Origin of the sequence: Proteus sp. G2626, from assembly GCF_009915985.1 — a bacterium.
GTDB classification, from domain to species: Bacteria; Pseudomonadota; Gammaproteobacteria; order Enterobacterales; family Enterobacteriaceae; genus Proteus; species Proteus vulgaris.
The window spans coordinates 80,897-99,893 of the sequence record NZ_JAABNH010000005.1; the positions used below are offsets into that span (position 1 = coordinate 80,897).

The window sequence follows — 18,997 nt, forward strand, 5'->3', positions numbered from 1 at the left end:
TATTACTGATTCAGCAAATGCGTTGACAGACAGGCGTGCAATAAATAAACAAACCAGTACTTCAATCGCAGCATCAATGATGGAAAGATGCGGGATTGTAATAAAATCACTCAAATGCGTCAATCAAGATGACGCTTTAAGTACCGATTTTTGTCGTCTTTTTTAGCAAACCCGATAATCAATCCTGACTTATGCGCAACGAGTACGCTTATTATCGACCTAAAAGAGAGTCTTAATAAGTGACTTTGTTGGTACAAGCACGCAGGGTGCAAGATTATACGGACTCATGGTGAAAGCGCAAGGATCTTTGGTGGATCAAATGAGAGATATTTGATCACTTACTATAAGAAAGAGAGATTTATACAAAGAGAAAGTTATCCCCAATTGCTATTTATAGGGCGACTCAAGTACACTAGAACGCCTTTGCATATTTCATTTGGTGAATTATCACAAATCGGCAAGCCTGTGGATAAAAACCATAAAAACTGTGCAAAAGAAAGAGGATCTTCGTTTCATTTTGCGATATGATCCCCCGTCACGATCAGAATAGCCAGTCTGCGATCGTGAGTCACGATGTAAAAAAATCGTTGTCACCAAGAGTTGTTCCTTATTAAGAATTGAAGAGGAACGGTGTTGTGCACTTTGTATTTAGGCACACAGTGTTTAACTGCATTTTTCCTGTTTATTTTTTAGTCTTGTTTTTTTAGGGGAGTTCGCCGTGTCACTTTCGCTTTGGCAGCATTGTCTTGCCCGATTGCAGGATGAGTTACCTGCCACTGAATTTAGTATGTGGATACGTCCCTTGCAGGCAGAACTAAGCGATAATACGCTGGCGCTGTATGCACCTAATCGTTTTGTTTTAGATTGGGTGAGAGAAAAATACATTAATAATATCAACGCATTACTAGTGGATTTTTGTGGTTCTGAAGTCCCTTCCCTACGTTTTGAAGTGGGTAATAAACCGGTATCAACACAGACAACGGAAAGTATTCCTAAAGCTGTTGTGCATCCGACAGTCAATACGGCACCCACGTATAGTCAGTCTGTTCGCCCTAGCTGGGATAATCAACCCGCATCTCAACTGCCTGAGCTTAATTATCGTTCGAACGTTAACCCAAAACATAAATTTGATAACTTTGTTGAAGGTAAATCAAACCAGTTAGCAAGAGCTGCCGCGAGACAAGTTGCTGATAATCCTGGTGGTGCTTATAACCCACTTTTTTTATATGGTGGAACTGGGCTGGGTAAAACGCACTTGTTGCATGCTGTAGGTAACAGCATTATGGAACGTAAAGCAAATGCAAAAGTGGTTTATATGCATTCTGAGCGTTTCGTTCAAGATATGGTTAAAGCGTTACAAAATAATGCGATAGAAGACTTTAAACGCTATTACCGTTCTGTGGATGCGCTATTGATTGATGATATTCAATTTTTTGCCAATAAAGAGCGTTCACAAGAAGAATTTTTTCATACCTTTAACGCATTGTTAGAGGGTAATCAGCAAATTATTTTAACATCAGACCGTTATCCGAAAGAGATAAACGGTGTTGAAGATAGATTAAAATCACGCTTTGGTTGGGGATTAACGGTGGCGATAGAGCCACCTGAACTTGAAACTCGAGTGGCGATTTTGATGAAAAAAGCGGATGAAAACCAAATTCAGTTACCTGACGAAGTGGCCTTTTTTATTGCCAAAAGACTTCGTTCTAACGTCCGTGAGCTTGAAGGTGCATTAAACCGAGTGATTGCAAACGCGAATTTTACAGGTCGTGCGATTACTATCGACTTTGTACGTGAAGCATTACGTGATTTGCTCGCTCTACAGGAAAAATTAGTCACTATCGATAATATTCAAAAAACAGTTGCTGAATATTATAAAATTAAAGTTGCTGATTTACTGTCAAAGCGGAGATCCCGATCGGTTGCCCGTCCGAGGCAAATGGCAATGGCGCTGGCAAAGGAACTCACAAACCACAGCTTGCCTGAAATCGGGGATGCCTTTGGTGGTCGTGATCATACAACTGTTCTTCATGCATGCCGAAAAATAGAGCAATTGCGTGAAGAAAGTCACGATATCAAAGAAGATTTTTCTAACTTAATCAGAACATTATCATCCTAGCGCTATGAAATTTATCATTGAACGTGAACAGCTTCTTAAGCCGCTACAACAAGTGAGTGGCCCTTTAGGTGGTCGTCCTACCTTACCCATTTTAGGTAATTTATTGCTTAAGGTGACTGAAAACACTTTATCATTAACGGGAACTGACCTTGAAATGGAGATGGTGGCAAGAGTTAATCTTAGCCAATCTCATGAAATTGGCGCCACAACTGTTCCTGCGCGTAAGTTTTTTGATATTTGGCGTGGGTTACCAGAAGGTGCTGAAATCAGTGTTGAGCTCGATGGTGATCGCCTTTTAGTGCGTTCAGGTCGTAGTCGTTTTTCGTTATCAACCTTACCTGCATCTGATTTTCCTAACTTAGATGATTGGCAAAGTGATGTTGAATTTACCTTGCCTCAAGCAACATTAAAACGCCTCATTGAGTCCACACAATTTTCAATGGCGCATCAAGATGTGCGTTATTACCTCAATGGTATGTTGTTTGAAACTGAAAATACAGAATTACGCACAGTGGCAACAGATGGACACCGTTTAGCGGTTTGTTCAATGGATATTGGACAATCTTTACCTGGGCATTCTGTTATTGTTCCTCGTAAAGGTGTCATCGAATTGATGCGCTTACTCGACGGTGGTGGTGAAAGCTCACTGCAACTGCAAATCGGTAGTAATAATCTACGTGCTCATGTAGGTGATTTTATTTTCACCTCGAAATTGGTTGATGGACGTTTTCCTGACTATCGTCGGGTATTACCGAAAAACCCAACCAAAACAGTGATTGCGGGTTGTGATATCCTTAAACAGGCATTTTCTCGTGCTGCAATTTTATCAAATGAGAAATTCCGTGGTGTGCGTATAAATCTCACGAATGGTCAATTGAAAATTACAGCAAACAACCCAGAGCAAGAAGAAGCAGAAGAGATTGTTGATGTCCAGTATCAAGGCGAAGAAATGGAAATTGGCTTTAATGTCAGTTATCTCCTTGATGTCTTGAATACCTTGAAATGTGAAGAAGTTAAGCTGTTGCTAACGGATGCTGTTTCAAGTGTTCAAGTTGAGAATGTGGCAAGTTCTGCCGCGGCTTATGTTGTTATGCCAATGCGTTTATAATAGCCACTAAGATGATTTTATCCCGTTTATTGATCCGCCATTTTAGAAATATTGAACAAGCGGATCTGCCATTAGCGGATGGCTTTAATTTTCTTGTTGGGCCAAACGGAAGTGGTAAAACAAGTATACTTGAAGCGATTTATACCTTAGGACATGGACGAGCATTTCGTAGTTCTCAAGCAAATCGCGTGATCCAACATGATGAACATGAATTTATTCTTCATGGGCGCTTAAGTGGGCTTAATGACGAGAGCCGTGGCTATGCGATTGGATTGAGTAAAGATCGCGAAGGTAATAGCACGGTACGCATTGACGGAAGTGATGGTCATAAAATTGCAGAATTAGCTAAATTGTTACCGATGCAATTAATTACACCAGAAGGTTTTACCTTGCTAAATGGTGGGCCTAAATATCGTCGCGCGTTTATCGATTGGGGTTGTTTTCATAATGAACCTCGATTTTTCGCCGCATGGTCTGATTTAAAACGTGTTTTAAAACAACGTAATGCGGCACTAAGGCAAGCAACGTCTTATCGACAGCTGATGCCTTGGGATAAAGAGCTTATCTTATTAACGCAACAGATAAGTGAATGGCGAGCTCAATATACTGAAGATATCGCTAAAGATATTGAAGAAACGTGTCGTCTGTTTCTACCTGAATTTTCGCTGAAAGTCAGTTTTCAGCGTGGATGGGATAAAGAAACTGATTATGGTGAATTGCTAACACGTCAATTTGAACGTGATAAAATGTTAGCATACACCTCTCTTGGTGCTCATAAAGCGGATCTACGTATTAGAGCAAACGGCACGCCAGTAGAAGATATGTTGTCACGAGGTCAGCTCAAGCTATTGATGTGTGCATTGAGATTGGCACAAGGTGAATATTTCACTCGTAAGAATGGGCAAAGATGCCTGTATCTGCTCGATGATTTTGCTTCCGAATTAGATGCAAGTCGGCGTCAATTATTAGCCGAGCGTCTAAAATCTACGCAAGCTCAAGTGTTTGTTAGTGCGATAACACAAGGGCAAGTGAAAGATATGCTAGATGTAAATAGCAGGCTATTTAGCGTAGAACGTGGCAAAATAGAGGTTAAACCATAGGAATAAAGCGAGAAACGTTGATGTCGAATACATATGACTCCTCAAGTATCAAAGTATTAAAAGGGCTGGATGCGGTGCGTAAGCGCCCGGGGATGTACATCGGGGATACAGATGATGGAACCGGTCTGCATCACATGGTCTTCGAGGTGGTCGACAACGCAATCGACGAAGCCCTCGCGGGTTTCTGTGATGAGATAATTGTCACTATCCATTCAGATAACTCCGTCTCTGTTCGAGATGATGGTCGTGGAATTCCAACCGGCATTCACCAAGAAGAGGGTGTTTCAGCAGCAGAAGTCATTATGACGGTTCTGCATGCCGGGGGTAAATTCGATGATAACTCCTATAAAGTCTCTGGTGGACTTCATGGTGTAGGGGTTTCTGTTGTTAATGCGTTGTCTGAAAAACTTGAACTGACGATTCATCGCGATGGAAAAATCCATCAGCAAATTTATCGTCATGGTGTACCTGATGATCGCTTAAAAGTGATTGGTGATACTGAAAAATCTGGCACATTTGTTCGCTTCTGGCCAAGTCTTGAAACCTTTAAAGGTGAGACCGAATTCCAGTATGACATTTTAGCAAAACGTCTTCGTGAGTTGTCATTCTTAAACTCCGGTGTTTCTATCCGTTTAATCGATAAACGCGATAATCGTGAAGATCATTTCCACTATGAAGGCGGTATTAAGGCATTCGTTGAATACTTAAGCCGTAACAAAACACCGATTCATCAAAATGTATTTTATTTCTCAACTGAAAAAGATGGCATCGGTGTTGAAGTGGGGATGTTGTGGAATGATGGTTTCCAAGAGAATGTTTATTGCTTTACCAATAATATTCCACAACGCGATGGTGGTACCCACTTAGTTGGTTTCCGTACGGCAATGACACGTACGCTAAATAACTATATGGATAAAGAAGGCTTTAATAAGAAATCAAAAATTAGTGCAACGGGTGATGATGCGCGTGAAGGCTTGATTGCGGTTGTTTCTGTTAAAGTACCTGATCCTAAATTCTCATCGCAAACAAAAGATAAACTAGTTTCTTCAGAAGTTAAAACAGCAGTAGAAACGCTGATGAATGAGAAGCTGGTCGAGTATCTGTTAGAAAATCCAAACGATGCAAAAATTGTTGTCGGTAAAATTATTGATGCCGCTCGTGCTCGTGAGGCTGCGCGTAAAGCACGTGAGATGACACGTCGTAAAGGCGCATTAGACTTAGGTGGCTTGCCGGGTAAATTAGCAGACTGTTCGGAACGTGATCCTGCTTTCTCTGAACTGTACTTAGTGGAAGGGGACTCTGCGGGAGGCTCTGCCAAACAAGGACGTAACCGTAAAACACAGGCTATTCTTCCGTTAAAAGGTAAAATCCTAAACGTTGAGAAAGCGCGTTTTGATAAAATGCTAGCATCTCAAGAAGTCGCAACGTTAATCACTGCATTAGGTTGTGGTATTGGCCGTGATGAATATAACCCAGATAAGTTGCGTTATCACAGCATTATCATTATGACGGATGCTGACGTCGATGGTTCTCATATTCGTACACTATTACTGACATTCTTCTATCGTCAAATGCCAGAAATTATTGAACGTGGTCATATTTTTATTGCTCAACCACCGCTTTACAAAGTGAAGAAAGGGAAACAAGAGCAATATATCAAAGATGATGACGCGATGGACGAGTATCTGATGTCGATAGCACTTGATGGTGCGGCACTTTATATCAGTGAACATGCGCCAGCAATGCACGGTGAGCAACTTGAAAAACTGGTTGTTGACTACCATGCTGCACATAAAATTATTCGTCGTATGGAGCGTATTTATCCACTGAGCATGTTAAACAGCTTGGTGTATCACGCAACACTCACAGAAGAAGATTTATCTGACAAAACTAAAGTTGAAGAATGGATGAGTGGCTTGGTCAACCGTTTAAATAATACGGAAGAGCAAAGCAGTACTTATAGTTATACCATCACTCAAAACGATGAAAATCGTTTATTTGAGCCAGTATTACGTATCCGTACTTACGGTATCGATACAGACTATAAACTGGATTATGACTTTATCCACAGCAGTGAATATCAACGTATTACTCATTTAGGTGACATTATTGGTAACCTGATTGAAGAAGGTGCGATTATTGAGCGTGGAGAGCGCCGTCAGGCGATTTCAAGCTTTGAAGAAGCACTTGAGTGGTTAACAAAAGAATCACGTCGTGGTCTTGCTGTACAGCGTTATAAAGGTCTTGGTGAAATGAACCCAGAGCAGTTATGGGAAACCACGATGAATCCAGATACACGTCGTATGATGCAAGTGACCGTTAAAGATGCAATTGCAACGGATGAGCTATTTACTACGCTAATGGGGGATGCGGTTGAACCTCGTCGTGCCTTTATTGAAGAGAATGCGCTGAAAGCTGCCAATATTGATATCTAATTTTAGATTCGATAGATTAGAAAAAGCGGAGCCGTAAAAACGGCTCCGCTTTTTTGTTGATAATAACGCTTATCCGCGTTGTCCTATTAAACGGCACAGCATTTCGGTCACTAAATAGCTCTTTTCAAATGAGCTAATAGGCAAAAATTCAAAACGAGAGTGGAAATTCAATGCCCCAGTGAAATAGTTTGGTGTCAGTAATCCTCTTGCTGAAAGTGCAGAGCCATCTGTTCCTCCTCGCATTGGGATCACGTTAGGTTGAATGTCTAATTGTTTTAATGCTTCAAAAATAAGTTCGATAGCAGTGCGATCTTCCCCAATGGAGTCGCTGATATTGCTATACACATCGACAATTTCATAGTCGATTTGTGCACGAGGGTGGCGAGCACGTAGTAATTCAACAGATTGTGCAATGTATTGTTTACGTGCTTCATAGCTTTTCTTGTCGAAATCACGAATAGCCATTTTAATCACTGCATTATCAGGATTAGCGATTAAATCAGTGACATAGAAATAACCTTCACGATGCTCGGTGTGCTCTGGTGTATCAAAACGGTCAAAACAGCCAATAAAATCATGAGCAACACGAATTGGGTTTAATAAGACGTTTTTTGCGGACATTGGGTGTGCCGTAATACCTTTTACGGACACATTAATGGACGCTGCATTAAAGGTTTCATACACGACTTCTCCTAATGCACAGCAATCAATGGTGTAAGCAAAATCAACATTGAAGCGAGATAAATCCATCAATTTAGAGCCACGTAACCCAATTTCTTCATCAGGTACAAACGCCACATAGATATCACCGCAATCAAAATCAGCGTGTTGAAGTTTATCCATTAACGCCATAACCACGGTGATCGCCGCTTTATTATCAGCACCTAACACACTTGTACCATCACTGAAGATAATCTCTTCACCAATATAAGGTGTGGCTTCGGGGTGTTCTTGAGCTTTAAACCAGATATCCTTCTCTTTATTTAAGCAGAGATCGTTTCCCTCATAACGCAGTGTTTGCGGGTGAATGTCTGGCGAAATACCTACATCAACAGTATCAAGGTGGGCAACAAAGCCCACTTTCGGTGCATTCGGCTTATTGCCTGGCCTCATGGCATATAAAATGGCATGAGAATCGATATAGATATCTTTTAATCCATAAGTTTCTAACTCTTTAGCTAGTAATTTTGCTAACTCAAGTTGCCCTTGTGTGCTGGGTACCACAGATGCAGATGCATCACTTTGGCTTTCAATTGCCAGATAACGGAAGAAACGCTGTTCTAATTTTTGACCTAGGGTGTTCATTATCATGTTGTTCCTAATTCAGTTATTTTTATAAGTGTGAGCTAAGAGGCGGGTTGCCATGTATATCCGCTGTCAAAACCCAGAGGAATATCGAGCCCCCAGAAAATAAACAGTGTCGTTGTTAATACAATAAGCAAGCCAATAGTGAATGGGATCATCATTGAGCACAGTGTGCCGATACCTGCCCCTTTATAGTATTTTTGGCAATACATCAAAATGAGTGGATAGAATGGGAACATCGGTGTACTCACATTCATTGCGGAATCACTGACACGAAACGCGGCTTGCGTTAATTCAGGTGAAATACCGACAGCCATTAACATTGGTACTAAAACAGGTGCAATGACAGCCCATTTTGATGTTGCTGAGGTGATCATGATATTTAAAATCGCAGTGAGCAAAATCACCCCTAATACAGTCATACCTGAAGGCATATTAAGTGTACGTAGTAGTTCTGCACCCGATAACGCTAATAACGTTCCTAAATTTGAATGTTGGAAAGAGTAAAGGAACTGAGCTGCAAAAAAGGCAAAAACGATAAATGGGATCAGCGATTTAGTGATATTTTCCATTGCTTTGACGATATCTTTTGTGGAGGCAAAAGACTGCGTCATATAGCCATAGATTAATCCAGGTACAGAGAAGAAGATAAACAGTAAAGGCACAACAATTTGCATTATTGGGGCTTTAGGACTGGTTAAACTGCCTTCGGGTGAGCGTAGTGGTGAGGTTTCTGGTAATAACAGCGCAAATAAACCAATCCCCATTAAAATGACGGACCAACCCGCAAAACGGAATGCTCGTTTTTCTGTCGGTGTGATTTCACCGAGCTCTGCATCTTTGGTGTCAATACCAGAGGAAACAGGGCAGTTTTTATTTAACCAAGGTTCGACAATTTTTTCAGTGATATACCAACACGTTAAAATAACGCCAAATGTTCCGCCCACACTAAAAAAATAGTTACATAAAACGTTAACACTATATCCTGGCGCCATAATTTGCGCCGCTTCTTGAGTAAAGCTTTGCATTATGGGATCAATAATTGACGGTGTATAACTTGCGGTAAATCCACCCGCTAAACCCGCAAATGAGGCTGCGATACCAGCTAAAGGATGACGACCACTAGCATAGAACATCATCGCTGAGACGGGCATTAGAATAACGTAAGCGGAATCCGAGGCTAAGTGCGCAACGATACCAACAAATACAACCGTTGGCGTTAGCATTTTAGGAGAAATAAACGAAAGCATCTTTTTTAACGCCGTTTTAATAAAACCACTACTTTCTGCAATGCCGATCCCTAAAGTTGCAACAATCGTTATTCCAAGTGGAGGAAAGCTAATGAAATTTTTCACTGCACTTGTCACAAATAATATAATTTCTTCATATTGAAACATATTAATGACGGCGATTTTCTCTTTAGTCACTGGATGGAAATAATCAAAATGTACAAAAGAGAGAAAAAATGAGAATATCCAGCAGATCACTAAGGCGTAAACGAACAACATCGTAACATCAGGCATGATATTACCAATGCGCTCTACTCGGTTTAAAAAACCTTTTTTATTGGGTTGTGTTTGTGTTGTCATATTTATAATGCATCTTTTTATTAAAGTAATAAAAATCACCTTAAATAAATGGCAATACAAAGTAAATTTATTTTTAAATAATAAGTAGTTACCGTGATTTATATAAAATTAATAATATATTAGAAATTATTATATTTAGGTTTTTGTCGTCATTATTTTTCAGTTGTTAAAAAATGCTTTATTAATTTTTACACTCTGTTTTTAATAAAAATAGGTAGATTATGCTGAATATTCTGTCTGAATTCTTTAGCATTATTATTGAAAGTATCGCAGAAAACGTATTTTATAAAGAGTCATAAAACTAAAAATAAATAAAATATGAAAAATTAAAAAATAGTTTTATGAAAAAATAAGAATGGGATGTGGGCAATGAAGTGAATAACGATTGAGAATAAGAATATCAACCATTTCTATTTTCTAAAAATGGTCAATATTCTAAAGATTTAATATTAACGCAGAATATTCAACATACGACGTAAAGGCTCTGCGGCACCCCATAACAGTTGGTCACCCACAGTAAAGGCTGAAATAAATTCAGGGCCCATATTCAGTTTGCGAATACGTCCTACAGGTGTGCTCAATGTACCTGTTACGGCTGCAGGTGTTAATTCTCTAATCGTCAATTCACGATCATTAGGAATGACTTTTACCCAATCGTTATGACTTGCCAGTAATTGTTCAATGTCAGCAACAGGTAAATCTTTTTTTAGTTTTAGAGTGAATGCTTGGCTGTGGCAACGTAACGCACCAATACGAACACAAAGACCATCAACAGGGATAATATTTGAACCTGTGTTTAGGATCTTGTTCGTTTCAGCTTGTCCTTTCCACTCTTCACGGCTTTGACCATTTTCTAGTTGTTTATCAATCCAAGGGATCAAGCTACCCGCAAGAGGAACACCAAATTGATCTGTTGGCATCGTACCGCTACGCGTAAAGTTAGTCACTTTACGTTCAATATCTAAGATGGCAGAAGCTGGATTTTCGAGCTCTTTGACTACTTGATTATGTAAAGAGCCCATTTGTGACAGTAGCTCTCTCATATGACGAGCGCCAGCTCCAGAAGCGGCTTGATAGGTAGATACACTTGCCCATTCTACTAAGTTATTAGTAAATAGACCCCCTAATGACATCAGCATTAAACTGACCGTACAATTACCGCCAACAAACGCTTTAATCCCTTTATTTAAACTATCTTGAATATGTTGACCGTTAACGGGATCGAGAATAATCACGGCATCATCATTCATACGTAATGCGGATGCAGCATCAATCCAATAACCTTGCCAACCGGCTTGGCGCAGTTTTGGGTAGATTTCATTGGTATAGTCACCACCTTGGCAACTGATAATAATATCGAGTGATGCTAGGGTATCAATATCATAAGCATCTTGCAGAGTGCTACGGTGGTTACCATAAGCGGGTGCTGCTTCACCCAACTGAGATGTGGTGAAGAAAACAGGGTTTATCCCATCAAAATCACGTTCTTCAACCATTCTTTGCATTAAAACGGAGCCGACCATACCACGCCAGCCCACAAAACCAACATTTTTCATTGTAATTACCCTGTCTTTGTCTGTAGGAATAGTGAGAGACCTCACACTAACCTGACAAAATATAGAGGTAGGTGCAAGTGAATTTATTGATTATTGACCAAAGAATTAGAAGTGTTTCTTATAGTCTGCGTAGAGTTAACAAAAGAAAGCCACAGAACGAACAAATATCAATGAGTTGTTAAAAAAGAAAATGGACTCGCCATAAAAATGTAAGAATATTCTGTTATAGCTTATTTTGTTTTTTAGGATAAATAAAAATATATTCTTGTTTAAGAAAATAGAGTAAAAATAGAAAAATGTAAAATAGTGTAATATATAAGAAAAACGTATTTACTTAGAGGCCACTCCAAGCTTTATACTAAATGCTACTGTTTAATAGATGATTTATTTTCATAAATAAAAAATACTGGTGAAGGTTACTCATTGAATTTGAATTTTATTTTACTGCTTATTAAGTGGTATTTGGAGGCGAAATGGATATATCAACAGTCATTCCATTATCTACGTACTATTCGTATTTAAAACGGTTTGTGATTTCACCAACCACTATGGGTACTATTGCGCCTTCATCTCGTTGGTTATGTTATGAAATGTTGGATAAACTCAATTGGCAACGGGACATTCAAATTGCAGAGTTGGGGGCTGGCACAGGGGTTATTACCCAACAAATATTAAAAAGAATGTCGGTGGATTCTTCATTAGATGTTTTTGAAATAGAACCCAGTTTTGCAACAGAGTTAGATAAAATCGACGATAATCGATTAAGGGTTTATACCGCTTCAGCAGAAAAATTGAATAGTCATTATAATATGATTATTTCAGGGCTACCTTTTTTATCTATACCAAAGAAAACTGGCTTAAGAGTTTTAAAACAGGTACATAAAGAGTTATTAAAAACACAAGGCTGTTTTGTCTTATTTCAATATACAACTCGATATGAAAAAACGTTATCTCGTTATTTTCATTTAGAAAAGAAATTAGTCATGCTTAATGTTCCCCCTGCTTGGGTTTATTATTGCACGCCTAAAAATAATATAGGGTAAATAAAAAATTTACTCGATTTTTATATCATAAATGACCAATAAGAATAAATGTTATTTATTTAGATAAAGCGTGAGCAAGCAAAAGAATACTCTTTTCAATTTCATTTGTATTATGAGCCGCATACCCTAACAATACACCTTGTCTAGAGTAAGATTGAATACAGTAACGAGACAAAGGTTGTATGGCTAATCCAATATTTCGCGCTTTTTTTACAATATATTCTTCTGTATAACCTGGCTGCAACCAGCAGACAATATGGATACCTGAGTCAGTCGGTTCAACATGAAAAACATGAGATAGATGTGTTTTTATGGTATGAGTTAACACTTGATAGCGTTCATAGCAGGCTTTTCTTATCCTTCTCACATGGCGGGCGTAATGCCCTTGAGAAATAAATAGCGCTAATGTCGCCTGTTCTAAAAAACCTGAATGTGAGTCGGTGTAGTATTTAGCCGCTTTAAATGCATCAACTAAAGATAAAGGAACCACTAAAAAGCCTAAACGAAACCCGGGATACATCATTTTTGAGAATGTGCCAGCATAAATAACACGCTGATATTTATCTAACCCTTGTAGTGATTGAATGGGTTTAGTGTGATAACGAAACTCACTGTTATAGTCATCTTCAAAGATCCACACATTATTAGACGATGCCCACTCTAATAATGCGATACGACGTGAAAGTGAAAGCGTATTGCCCAAAGGAAATTGATGTGACGGGGTTGTAAAAATGAGTTTTGCTTCGGGACACTGTGCTATTCCTTGAGAAATATTCATTCCATTAATATCTGAACTAATAGGGTATGTTTTTATACCATAAGACGTGAAGATGCCTCGTGCGCTGTCATAACCAGGATCATCTAACCAAACAGTATCGCCCTCTTGTAATAGTACTCTAGTGGTGAGATTAATCGCTTGTTGCGTACCATTGACAATAACGATTTGCTCAGATTGGCAAGAAAGCCCACGAGTTGATTGAACATATTGGCATATCATCTCTTTTAATGGCGTGTAGCCTGTTGGCGAATTAAACGTTGCGAGTGCTTTTTTTGATTGTCGCCAAACCCGCCCTAATAATCTACCCCACAGTTCATGAGGGAAAAGATCCACACATCCAACACCAACATGAAAGATAGGACTGCTATTGATAGTGGGTTGTGATTGTTGCCAAAAAGCGTGTGCTTTTTGCATATTAGGATTAAGGGTGTCTAATGGGCTTTGTGGCTGAGGTGAAAAGGGAGGATAGGGTATTTTGTTCCACTTATCCGAAATAATGACATCAGGGATTGTGTTTGCAACAAAAGTCCCCGCTCCACGACGAGTAAATAAATAGCCTTCATCAATTAAACGTTCAAATCCTGCAATAACGGAGTTGCGAGAAATCGACATCATTTCAGCTAATGTACGACTAGATGGTAGACGACTGCCCGAAGATAAACGTCCCTCTAAAATAGCGTTTCTAATCGCGTGATAAACCTGTGAACCAATAGGTCCTTCTTCTAAAACAAGGTTAGGAAAATAGGCTGTTTTTTTCTGTTTCATAAAGTGGATCCTATAAAAACACAAAAAGTGTACCTTATTAAGAACCAAAGTTAAACGTACCATGACAACGATAGAAGACAGGGTGATACCTTATTTATGGCGTTTATAAGAGTAGAAGGAAGTGAAGCAATGAGCACAACAGCAATAACGGTTTCAATCCAATTAGTTGAACAAGTGCATTATGCACAATGGCTACCACATTGGTTAAATTATCAAGCATTTTATAACGTTGCATTATCGGAAAAAACAACATTAAAGACATGGGCGCGCTTTTTTGATGAAAAAGAGCCTGTTTATTGTGCTGTTGCAATGGACGGTGAAAAAGTATTGGGTTTTGTTCATTATCTTTTTCATCGTTCAACATGGGCTGAAAGTGATTTTTGTTATTTAGAAGATTTATTTGTTTCACCAGACACACGTGGTCGCCATGTAGGTAAGCAACTTATTGAGTTTGTTAATCAACAAGCAAAACAGCGTGGTTGCGCTCGCTTATATTGGCATACACAGGAAACCAATTTACGTGGTCAGCGCTTATATAATTGGGTCGCTGAAAAGCCAGGTATGATTGAATATCGTATGGCGCTGTAAAAGCATGTTAGGTAGGGCCGATAGGGGAGAAAATAGGGGGTAATAATTACCCTCTATTTTTTGAGTTAGCATTATTTATAAGATTTAATTTGGGTTAATTAAACGCTTGTTGGCAATAAAATTCATTGCCAACTTTTTTTGCTTCTTCACATGCTTGTTTCATTAATTCATCAGCTTTTTGTTTATTTGGCTCGATAATATGATATTGACCAGAAAACATAAAAGAGGCCATGGCTTGAGCAAATCCCTCAAACGTCATTTCATTAGCTTTTGCAAACCACATATTGGCTTTCTCCGTATCTACGGGCACATTGCCAACACCACTATAGATAACTCCTAACCAAATTGGAGCGTAAACAAGTTCTTGTTGATGAGTCGTTGCGACTTCTTCTAATAATACAATCGCTTTTTTGTGATCTGTTTCGCCAGATAATGGCGCAATGAGAGCGGTTGCTAAACTTATTTTACCTCTTAGGCTCCCTTTATTTACCGCGAGAGTGGCTAATTTCTTTGCTTCGATATAATTATTTTTAAAATAAGGATCGGCATTAAATAAGTAGATATCAGCAAGTAGTGCGTAGGCATCAGCATAATCACTTTTTATCGCTTCATTTGCCCACAGTTGTGCATTTAGTAGGTTTTTTTCTACCCCGGTGCCCATGAGATACATTTCAGCTAATTGATATTGAGCCTGTGCATCATGGTTTACTGCTGCTTTGCGAGTATTTTCAAATTTTATTTTGTCTTGTTCTTCAAAATTAGCCTGCAAAGAAAAAGAGAAAAAAAGTGTAATTAGACTGATAAAGGTCGAAATATATTTAATAAATGTCATGTAGAGTACCGTTTGTAATGATTTTGAAAATCTTACCAAGAATAATGGTATAAAAGCAGTTTATTTCTTCGGCTTAATCAAATAAATAACAATATTGGGAGAGCGATAATGGCGATTGACCTTAGCAATCTTGTCACTGAAAGTAGAAATCATAACAGTGAAAATATAGACACGCTTTCAACATTAGATATGCTAAAAGTCATTAATAATGAAGATAAAAAAGTGCCATTAGCCGTCGAAAAAGTGTTACCTGAAATAGCTCAACTCGTTGATAAAGTCGCCACGGCTTTTACTCAAGGTGGTCGTCTGATTTATTGTGGTGCTGGCACATCAGGACGATTAGGGATCTTAGATGCCAGTGAATGCCCGCCAACCTACGGTATACCTCATGAAATGGTGATTGGTTTAATTGCGGGTGGGCATAAAGCGATTTTACAAGCTGTCGAGAATGCTGAAGATAATGCTCAATTAGGTGAAGAGGATTTACGCCAACTTCATTTTAACGATAAAGATATTTTAGTGGGTATTGCGGCAAGCGGTCGAACACCGTATGTGATGGGGGCCTTGCAATATGCAAAATCACTCGGAGCGATAACGGGAGCGATTAGCTGTAATCCTGAAAGCCCAATGGCTAAACTTGCGGATATTGCGATTACACCGGTTGTGGGCGCTGAAGTGATAACGGGTTCATCACGAATGAAAGCGGGTACAGCACAAAAACTTATTTTAAATATGATCACGACAGGTGCGATGATAAAAATTGGCAAAGTTTTTGGTAATTTAATGGTGGATGTTGAAGCGACTAATGCCAAATTGGTTGAACGTCAAATTCATATTGTAATGCAAGCAACAGAGTGTGAAAGAGCTATCGCTGAAGCAGCATTATCACAATGTCATCGTCACTGTAAAACGGCAATTTTAATGATCCTTGCAAACGTAAATGCACAACAAGCCACACAAATGCTTAATCAAAATAGTGGGTTTATTAGAAAGGTGTTGGGTGAGTGATTTTTATTTATTAAATAGAAAGTTAAATTTTATTCTTGATAAAAGCCAGTAAATACAAGGTATCTACTGGCTTAATGATGGGCTGTAAACCGCTAAGAAATCTTACTCAATATTTTGGATCTGCTCGCGCATTTGTTCAATTAAAACTTTTAATTCAATGGCTGAATTGGTGACTTCTGTATTAATTGATTTTGATGCTAACGTATTCGATTCACGATTAAATTCTTGCATCATAAAATCAAGACGACGACCTACTGCTTCTTTTTTCACAAGAATTTTGCGTGTTTCTTTAACGTGAGCTTCTAATCTATCTAGCTCTTCAGCGACGTCTAAACGTTGCGCTAACATCACGAGTTCTTGTTCTAAACGATTATTGTCGATTTGAACTTGAGCCTCTTCTAATTTGCTTGTTAAGCGCTCACGTTGCCAGAGTAATATTTCTGGCATTTGGGCTCTTACTTTCACTACTTCTGCACTAACCGCATCTAAACGTTGTTCGATAAGTGCTTTGAGTGATTGTCCTTCGGTTTCACGGCTAGCAATAAAAGCATCAATCGCTAAATCTAATTCGGCTAAAAGTTCAGTCCCAATCGCATCTAAATCTTGCTCTTGTGCTGAAATCACACCCGGCCAACGTAAAATATCAAAGGGGTTGATAGTCCCTTCATGGCTATGACTTTTTACCCAGTTGGCAGAAACAATCAGTTGTTTTGCCAGATTTTCATCAAGATTAAGTTCGCCTTGAAAGCGGGCATTAAGATCAAAGCGTAAGTTACATTCAATTTTACCACGCGTTAAGCGATTACGTAGACGTTCACGAATAACAGGCTCTAAACTACGTAATTGCTCAGGCAAACGAATATAAGTTTCAAGGTAACGTTGGTTTACGGAACGCAGTTCCCATGCAGCGCTACCCCAGTCTTTTTTGATGTCTCGGCGGGCAAAAGCGGTCATGCTACGGATCATAATAGGGTCTCAATAGTGTAAAAGATGGTACGATTATAACCTTAGGCATCGATACAGGATAGGCATAAGCGATTTTAGGTCGTATAATGCGCCCCCAATATGTCAGAGAAAGCGGAGATAACACCATGCGTCCAGCAGACAGACAAGCAAACCAAGTACGTCCTATTACCATCACTCGTCATTATACAAAACATGCTGAAGGTTCTGTATTAGTCGAGTTTGGTGATACTAAAGTCTTGTGTAACGCCACTGTGGAAGACGGTGTACCACGTTTTCTTAAGGGACAAGGGCAAGGTTGGGTAACCGCAGAATACGGTATGCTTCCTCGCGCAACCAATAGCCGTAATGCACGAGAAGCGGCTCGTGGTAAACAAACTGGCCGTACTATGGAAATCCAGCGTTTAATTGCACGCTCATTACGTGCTGCGGTTGATTTAAAAGCATTGGGTGAATTTACCATTACTATTGATTGTGATGTTATTCAAGCTGATGGTGGTACTCGTACAGCTTCTATCTCTGGTGCTTGTGTGGCATTAGTTGATGCATTAAATAAAATGGTTGAAGAAGGTAAGCTGAAAAAAAGCCCGCTTAAATCAATGGTAGCTGCAGTCTCTGTGGGGATTGTTGATGGTGAACCATTATGCGATCTTGAATATGTTGAAGATTCCGCAGCAGAAACCGATATGAATGTGGTGATGATCGATGATGGTCGTATGATTGAAGTTCAAGGTACGGCCGAAGGCGCGCCATTTAGTCATGAAGAATTGCTTGCTTTACTCGCCCTTGCGAAGGGGGGATTAGAGAAGATATTTGAAGCGCAAAAAGAGGCGCTTAAGCAATAGATTTTATATTTAAGGCGACTGAGAAGTCGCCTTTTTTATGCCTAAATTTTGTCATCAAGTAACGTAGAGAGGAGAAAAAAATGAAAGCCTACCAACGCCGCTTTATCGAACTAGCATTAGCAAAAAATGTTTTGAAATTTGGTGAATTTACACTGAAATCAGGACGAGTGAGTCCTTACTTTTTTAATGCCGGTTTATTTAATACAGGGCGTGATTTGGCTTTACTGGGGCAATTTTATGCACAAACATTATTAGATAATAATGTACCTTGTGATGTGTTGTTTGGGCCCGCTTATAAGGGGATCCCTATTGCAACCACAACGGCAGTCGCATTAATTGAACATCATGACATTGATATTCCTTATTGCTTTAATCGCAAGGAGGCGAAAGATCATGGTGAAGGAGGAACATTAGTAGGAAGCCCATTAAAGGGTGATGTTGTCATTGTGGATGATGTTATCACAGCAGGTACTGCTATTCGGGAATCAATGGAAATTATTAAACAGCATGATGCAACGCTTTCGGCTGTGCTATTAAGCTTAGATAGACAAGAAAAAGGACGAGAAAAACTTTCTGCCATACAAGAGCTAAAACGTGATTATCAGTGCCAGGTGTATTCAATTATTACCTTAGATGATTTAATCAGCTATTTAAACGAGAGTGAGACGTTATCTGAACATTTACCTGCGGTTAAAGCTTATCGTGAGCGCTATGGCGTTAATTAATAAAGTCAAAATACGATAAATGAAAGGTTAATTCTAAATAAAAAAAAGCCCTCGCCCAATAATGGGCGGGGTGAGTAGTACAATGAATCTTCTGTGATAATTACCACAGATGTTGAAATATAAAAGGACTTTTACAGCAGGGGCAAAGCGATTTGCTAATGCCACAATGTAGGAACTGCACGAATGCCATTCCGGATAAATATATTGAGGTACTTCTGTACCAGAGGATGCATGTTAA

The 18,997-nt window shown here is 39.2% G+C and carries 15 protein-coding genes; 9 read left to right on the plus strand and 6 right to left on the minus strand.

The genetic code is table 11. The annotated features are described in order from the left end of the window. Positions 1-718 precede the first annotated feature (718 nt). From dnaA to gyrB, 4 genes are read left to right on the plus strand one after another with little or no spacing between them, the layout of a single operon-like run. Positions 719-2,119 (plus strand): chromosomal replication initiator protein DnaA, encoded by a 1,401-nt coding sequence (gene dnaA / locus GWJ05_RS01790; protein ID WP_161680984.1) that lies wholly within the window; start codon positions 719-721, stop codon positions 2,117-2,119. Between the two features lie 4 nt (positions 2,120-2,123). Next, positions 2,124-3,227, plus strand: coding sequence for a DNA polymerase III subunit beta (gene dnaN, locus GWJ05_RS01795; RefSeq protein ID WP_036933421.1), 1,104 nt, complete (start codon positions 2,124-2,126; stop codon positions 3,225-3,227). An 11-nt stretch (positions 3,228-3,238) separates the two neighbouring features. After that, positions 3,239-4,327, plus strand: coding sequence for a DNA replication/repair protein RecF (recF, locus tag GWJ05_RS01800; RefSeq protein WP_036933420.1), 1,089 nt, complete (start codon positions 3,239-3,241; stop codon positions 4,325-4,327). A 20-nt stretch (positions 4,328-4,347) separates the two neighbouring features. Further along, positions 4,348-6,762 carry a DNA topoisomerase (ATP-hydrolyzing) subunit B gene (gene gyrB, locus GWJ05_RS01805; RefSeq protein WP_036933417.1) on the plus strand — a complete coding sequence of 805 codons (2,415 nt, stop codon included), beginning with the start codon at positions 4,348-4,350 and terminating at the stop codon, positions 6,760-6,762. A gap of 69 nt (positions 6,763-6,831) precedes the next feature. On the opposite strand, the gene pepT is transcribed toward gyrB, so the two are convergent. The 3 genes from pepT to asd form a co-directional block, all read right to left on the minus strand. Continuing rightward, a complete protein-coding gene (gene pepT, locus GWJ05_RS01810; RefSeq protein WP_192940847.1) occupies positions 6,832-8,070 on the minus strand; it encodes a peptidase T in 1,239 nt (412 codons plus the stop codon). A 38-nt stretch (positions 8,071-8,108) separates the two neighbouring features. Further along, positions 8,109-9,656, minus strand: coding sequence for an AbgT family transporter (locus GWJ05_RS01815; protein ID WP_036933412.1), 1,548 nt, complete (start codon positions 9,654-9,656; stop codon positions 8,109-8,111). 449 nt (positions 9,657-10,105) lie between these two features. After that, entirely contained in the window at positions 10,106-11,212 is a 1,107-nt protein-coding gene (gene asd, locus GWJ05_RS01820; RefSeq protein WP_036933409.1) for an aspartate-semialdehyde dehydrogenase, read from the minus strand. A gap of 473 nt (positions 11,213-11,685) precedes the next feature. Here asd and GWJ05_RS01825 point away from each other — a divergent pair, with 473 nt between their 5' ends. Further along, positions 11,686-12,255: a class I SAM-dependent methyltransferase gene (locus tag GWJ05_RS01825; protein WP_036933408.1), complete on the plus strand. Its 570-nt coding sequence runs from the start codon at positions 11,686-11,688 to the stop codon at positions 12,253-12,255. Positions 12,256-12,310: 55 nt separating this feature from the next. Here the strand turns inward: GWJ05_RS01825 and pdxR are convergent, their stop codons facing one another. Further along, positions 12,311-13,798, minus strand: coding sequence for a MocR-like pyridoxine biosynthesis transcription factor PdxR (gene pdxR, locus GWJ05_RS01830; protein ID WP_036933406.1), 1,488 nt, complete (start codon positions 13,796-13,798; stop codon positions 12,311-12,313). 129 nt (positions 13,799-13,927) lie between these two features. Between pdxR and GWJ05_RS01835 the strand changes: the two genes are divergently transcribed. Beyond that, the gene (locus GWJ05_RS01835) at positions 13,928-14,386 is read left to right on the plus strand and encodes a GNAT family N-acetyltransferase (RefSeq protein WP_161681030.1); all 459 of its coding nucleotides are present in this window, start codon (positions 13,928-13,930) and stop codon (positions 14,384-14,386) included. A 94-nt stretch (positions 14,387-14,480) separates the two neighbouring features. Here the strand turns inward: GWJ05_RS01835 and GWJ05_RS01840 are convergent, their stop codons facing one another. Further along, on the minus strand, positions 14,481-15,218 hold the full coding sequence (locus GWJ05_RS01840; RefSeq protein WP_036933401.1) for a tetratricopeptide repeat protein: 738 nt from the start codon (positions 15,216-15,218) through the stop codon (positions 14,481-14,483). A gap of 108 nt (positions 15,219-15,326) precedes the next feature. Here GWJ05_RS01840 and murQ point away from each other — a divergent pair, with 108 nt between their 5' ends. After that, positions 15,327-16,226, plus strand: coding sequence for an N-acetylmuramic acid 6-phosphate etherase (gene murQ, locus GWJ05_RS01845; protein ID WP_087803793.1), 900 nt, complete (start codon positions 15,327-15,329; stop codon positions 16,224-16,226). A 102-nt stretch (positions 16,227-16,328) separates the two neighbouring features. Here murQ and GWJ05_RS01850 read toward each other — a convergent pair whose 3' ends face one another. Next, the gene (locus GWJ05_RS01850; RefSeq protein WP_036933397.1) at positions 16,329-17,192 is read right to left on the minus strand and encodes a YicC/YloC family endoribonuclease; all 864 of its coding nucleotides are present in this window, start codon (positions 17,190-17,192) and stop codon (positions 16,329-16,331) included. 125 nt (positions 17,193-17,317) lie between these two features. Between GWJ05_RS01850 and rph the strand changes: the two genes are divergently transcribed. Further along, positions 17,318-18,034, plus strand: coding sequence for a ribonuclease PH (gene rph, locus GWJ05_RS01855; protein ID WP_036933396.1), 717 nt, complete (start codon positions 17,318-17,320; stop codon positions 18,032-18,034). A gap of 80 nt (positions 18,035-18,114) precedes the next feature. Continuing rightward, the gene (gene pyrE / locus GWJ05_RS01860; RefSeq protein WP_036933394.1) at positions 18,115-18,759 is read left to right on the plus strand and encodes an orotate phosphoribosyltransferase; all 645 of its coding nucleotides are present in this window, start codon (positions 18,115-18,117) and stop codon (positions 18,757-18,759) included. Positions 18,760-18,997 lie beyond the last annotated feature (238 nt).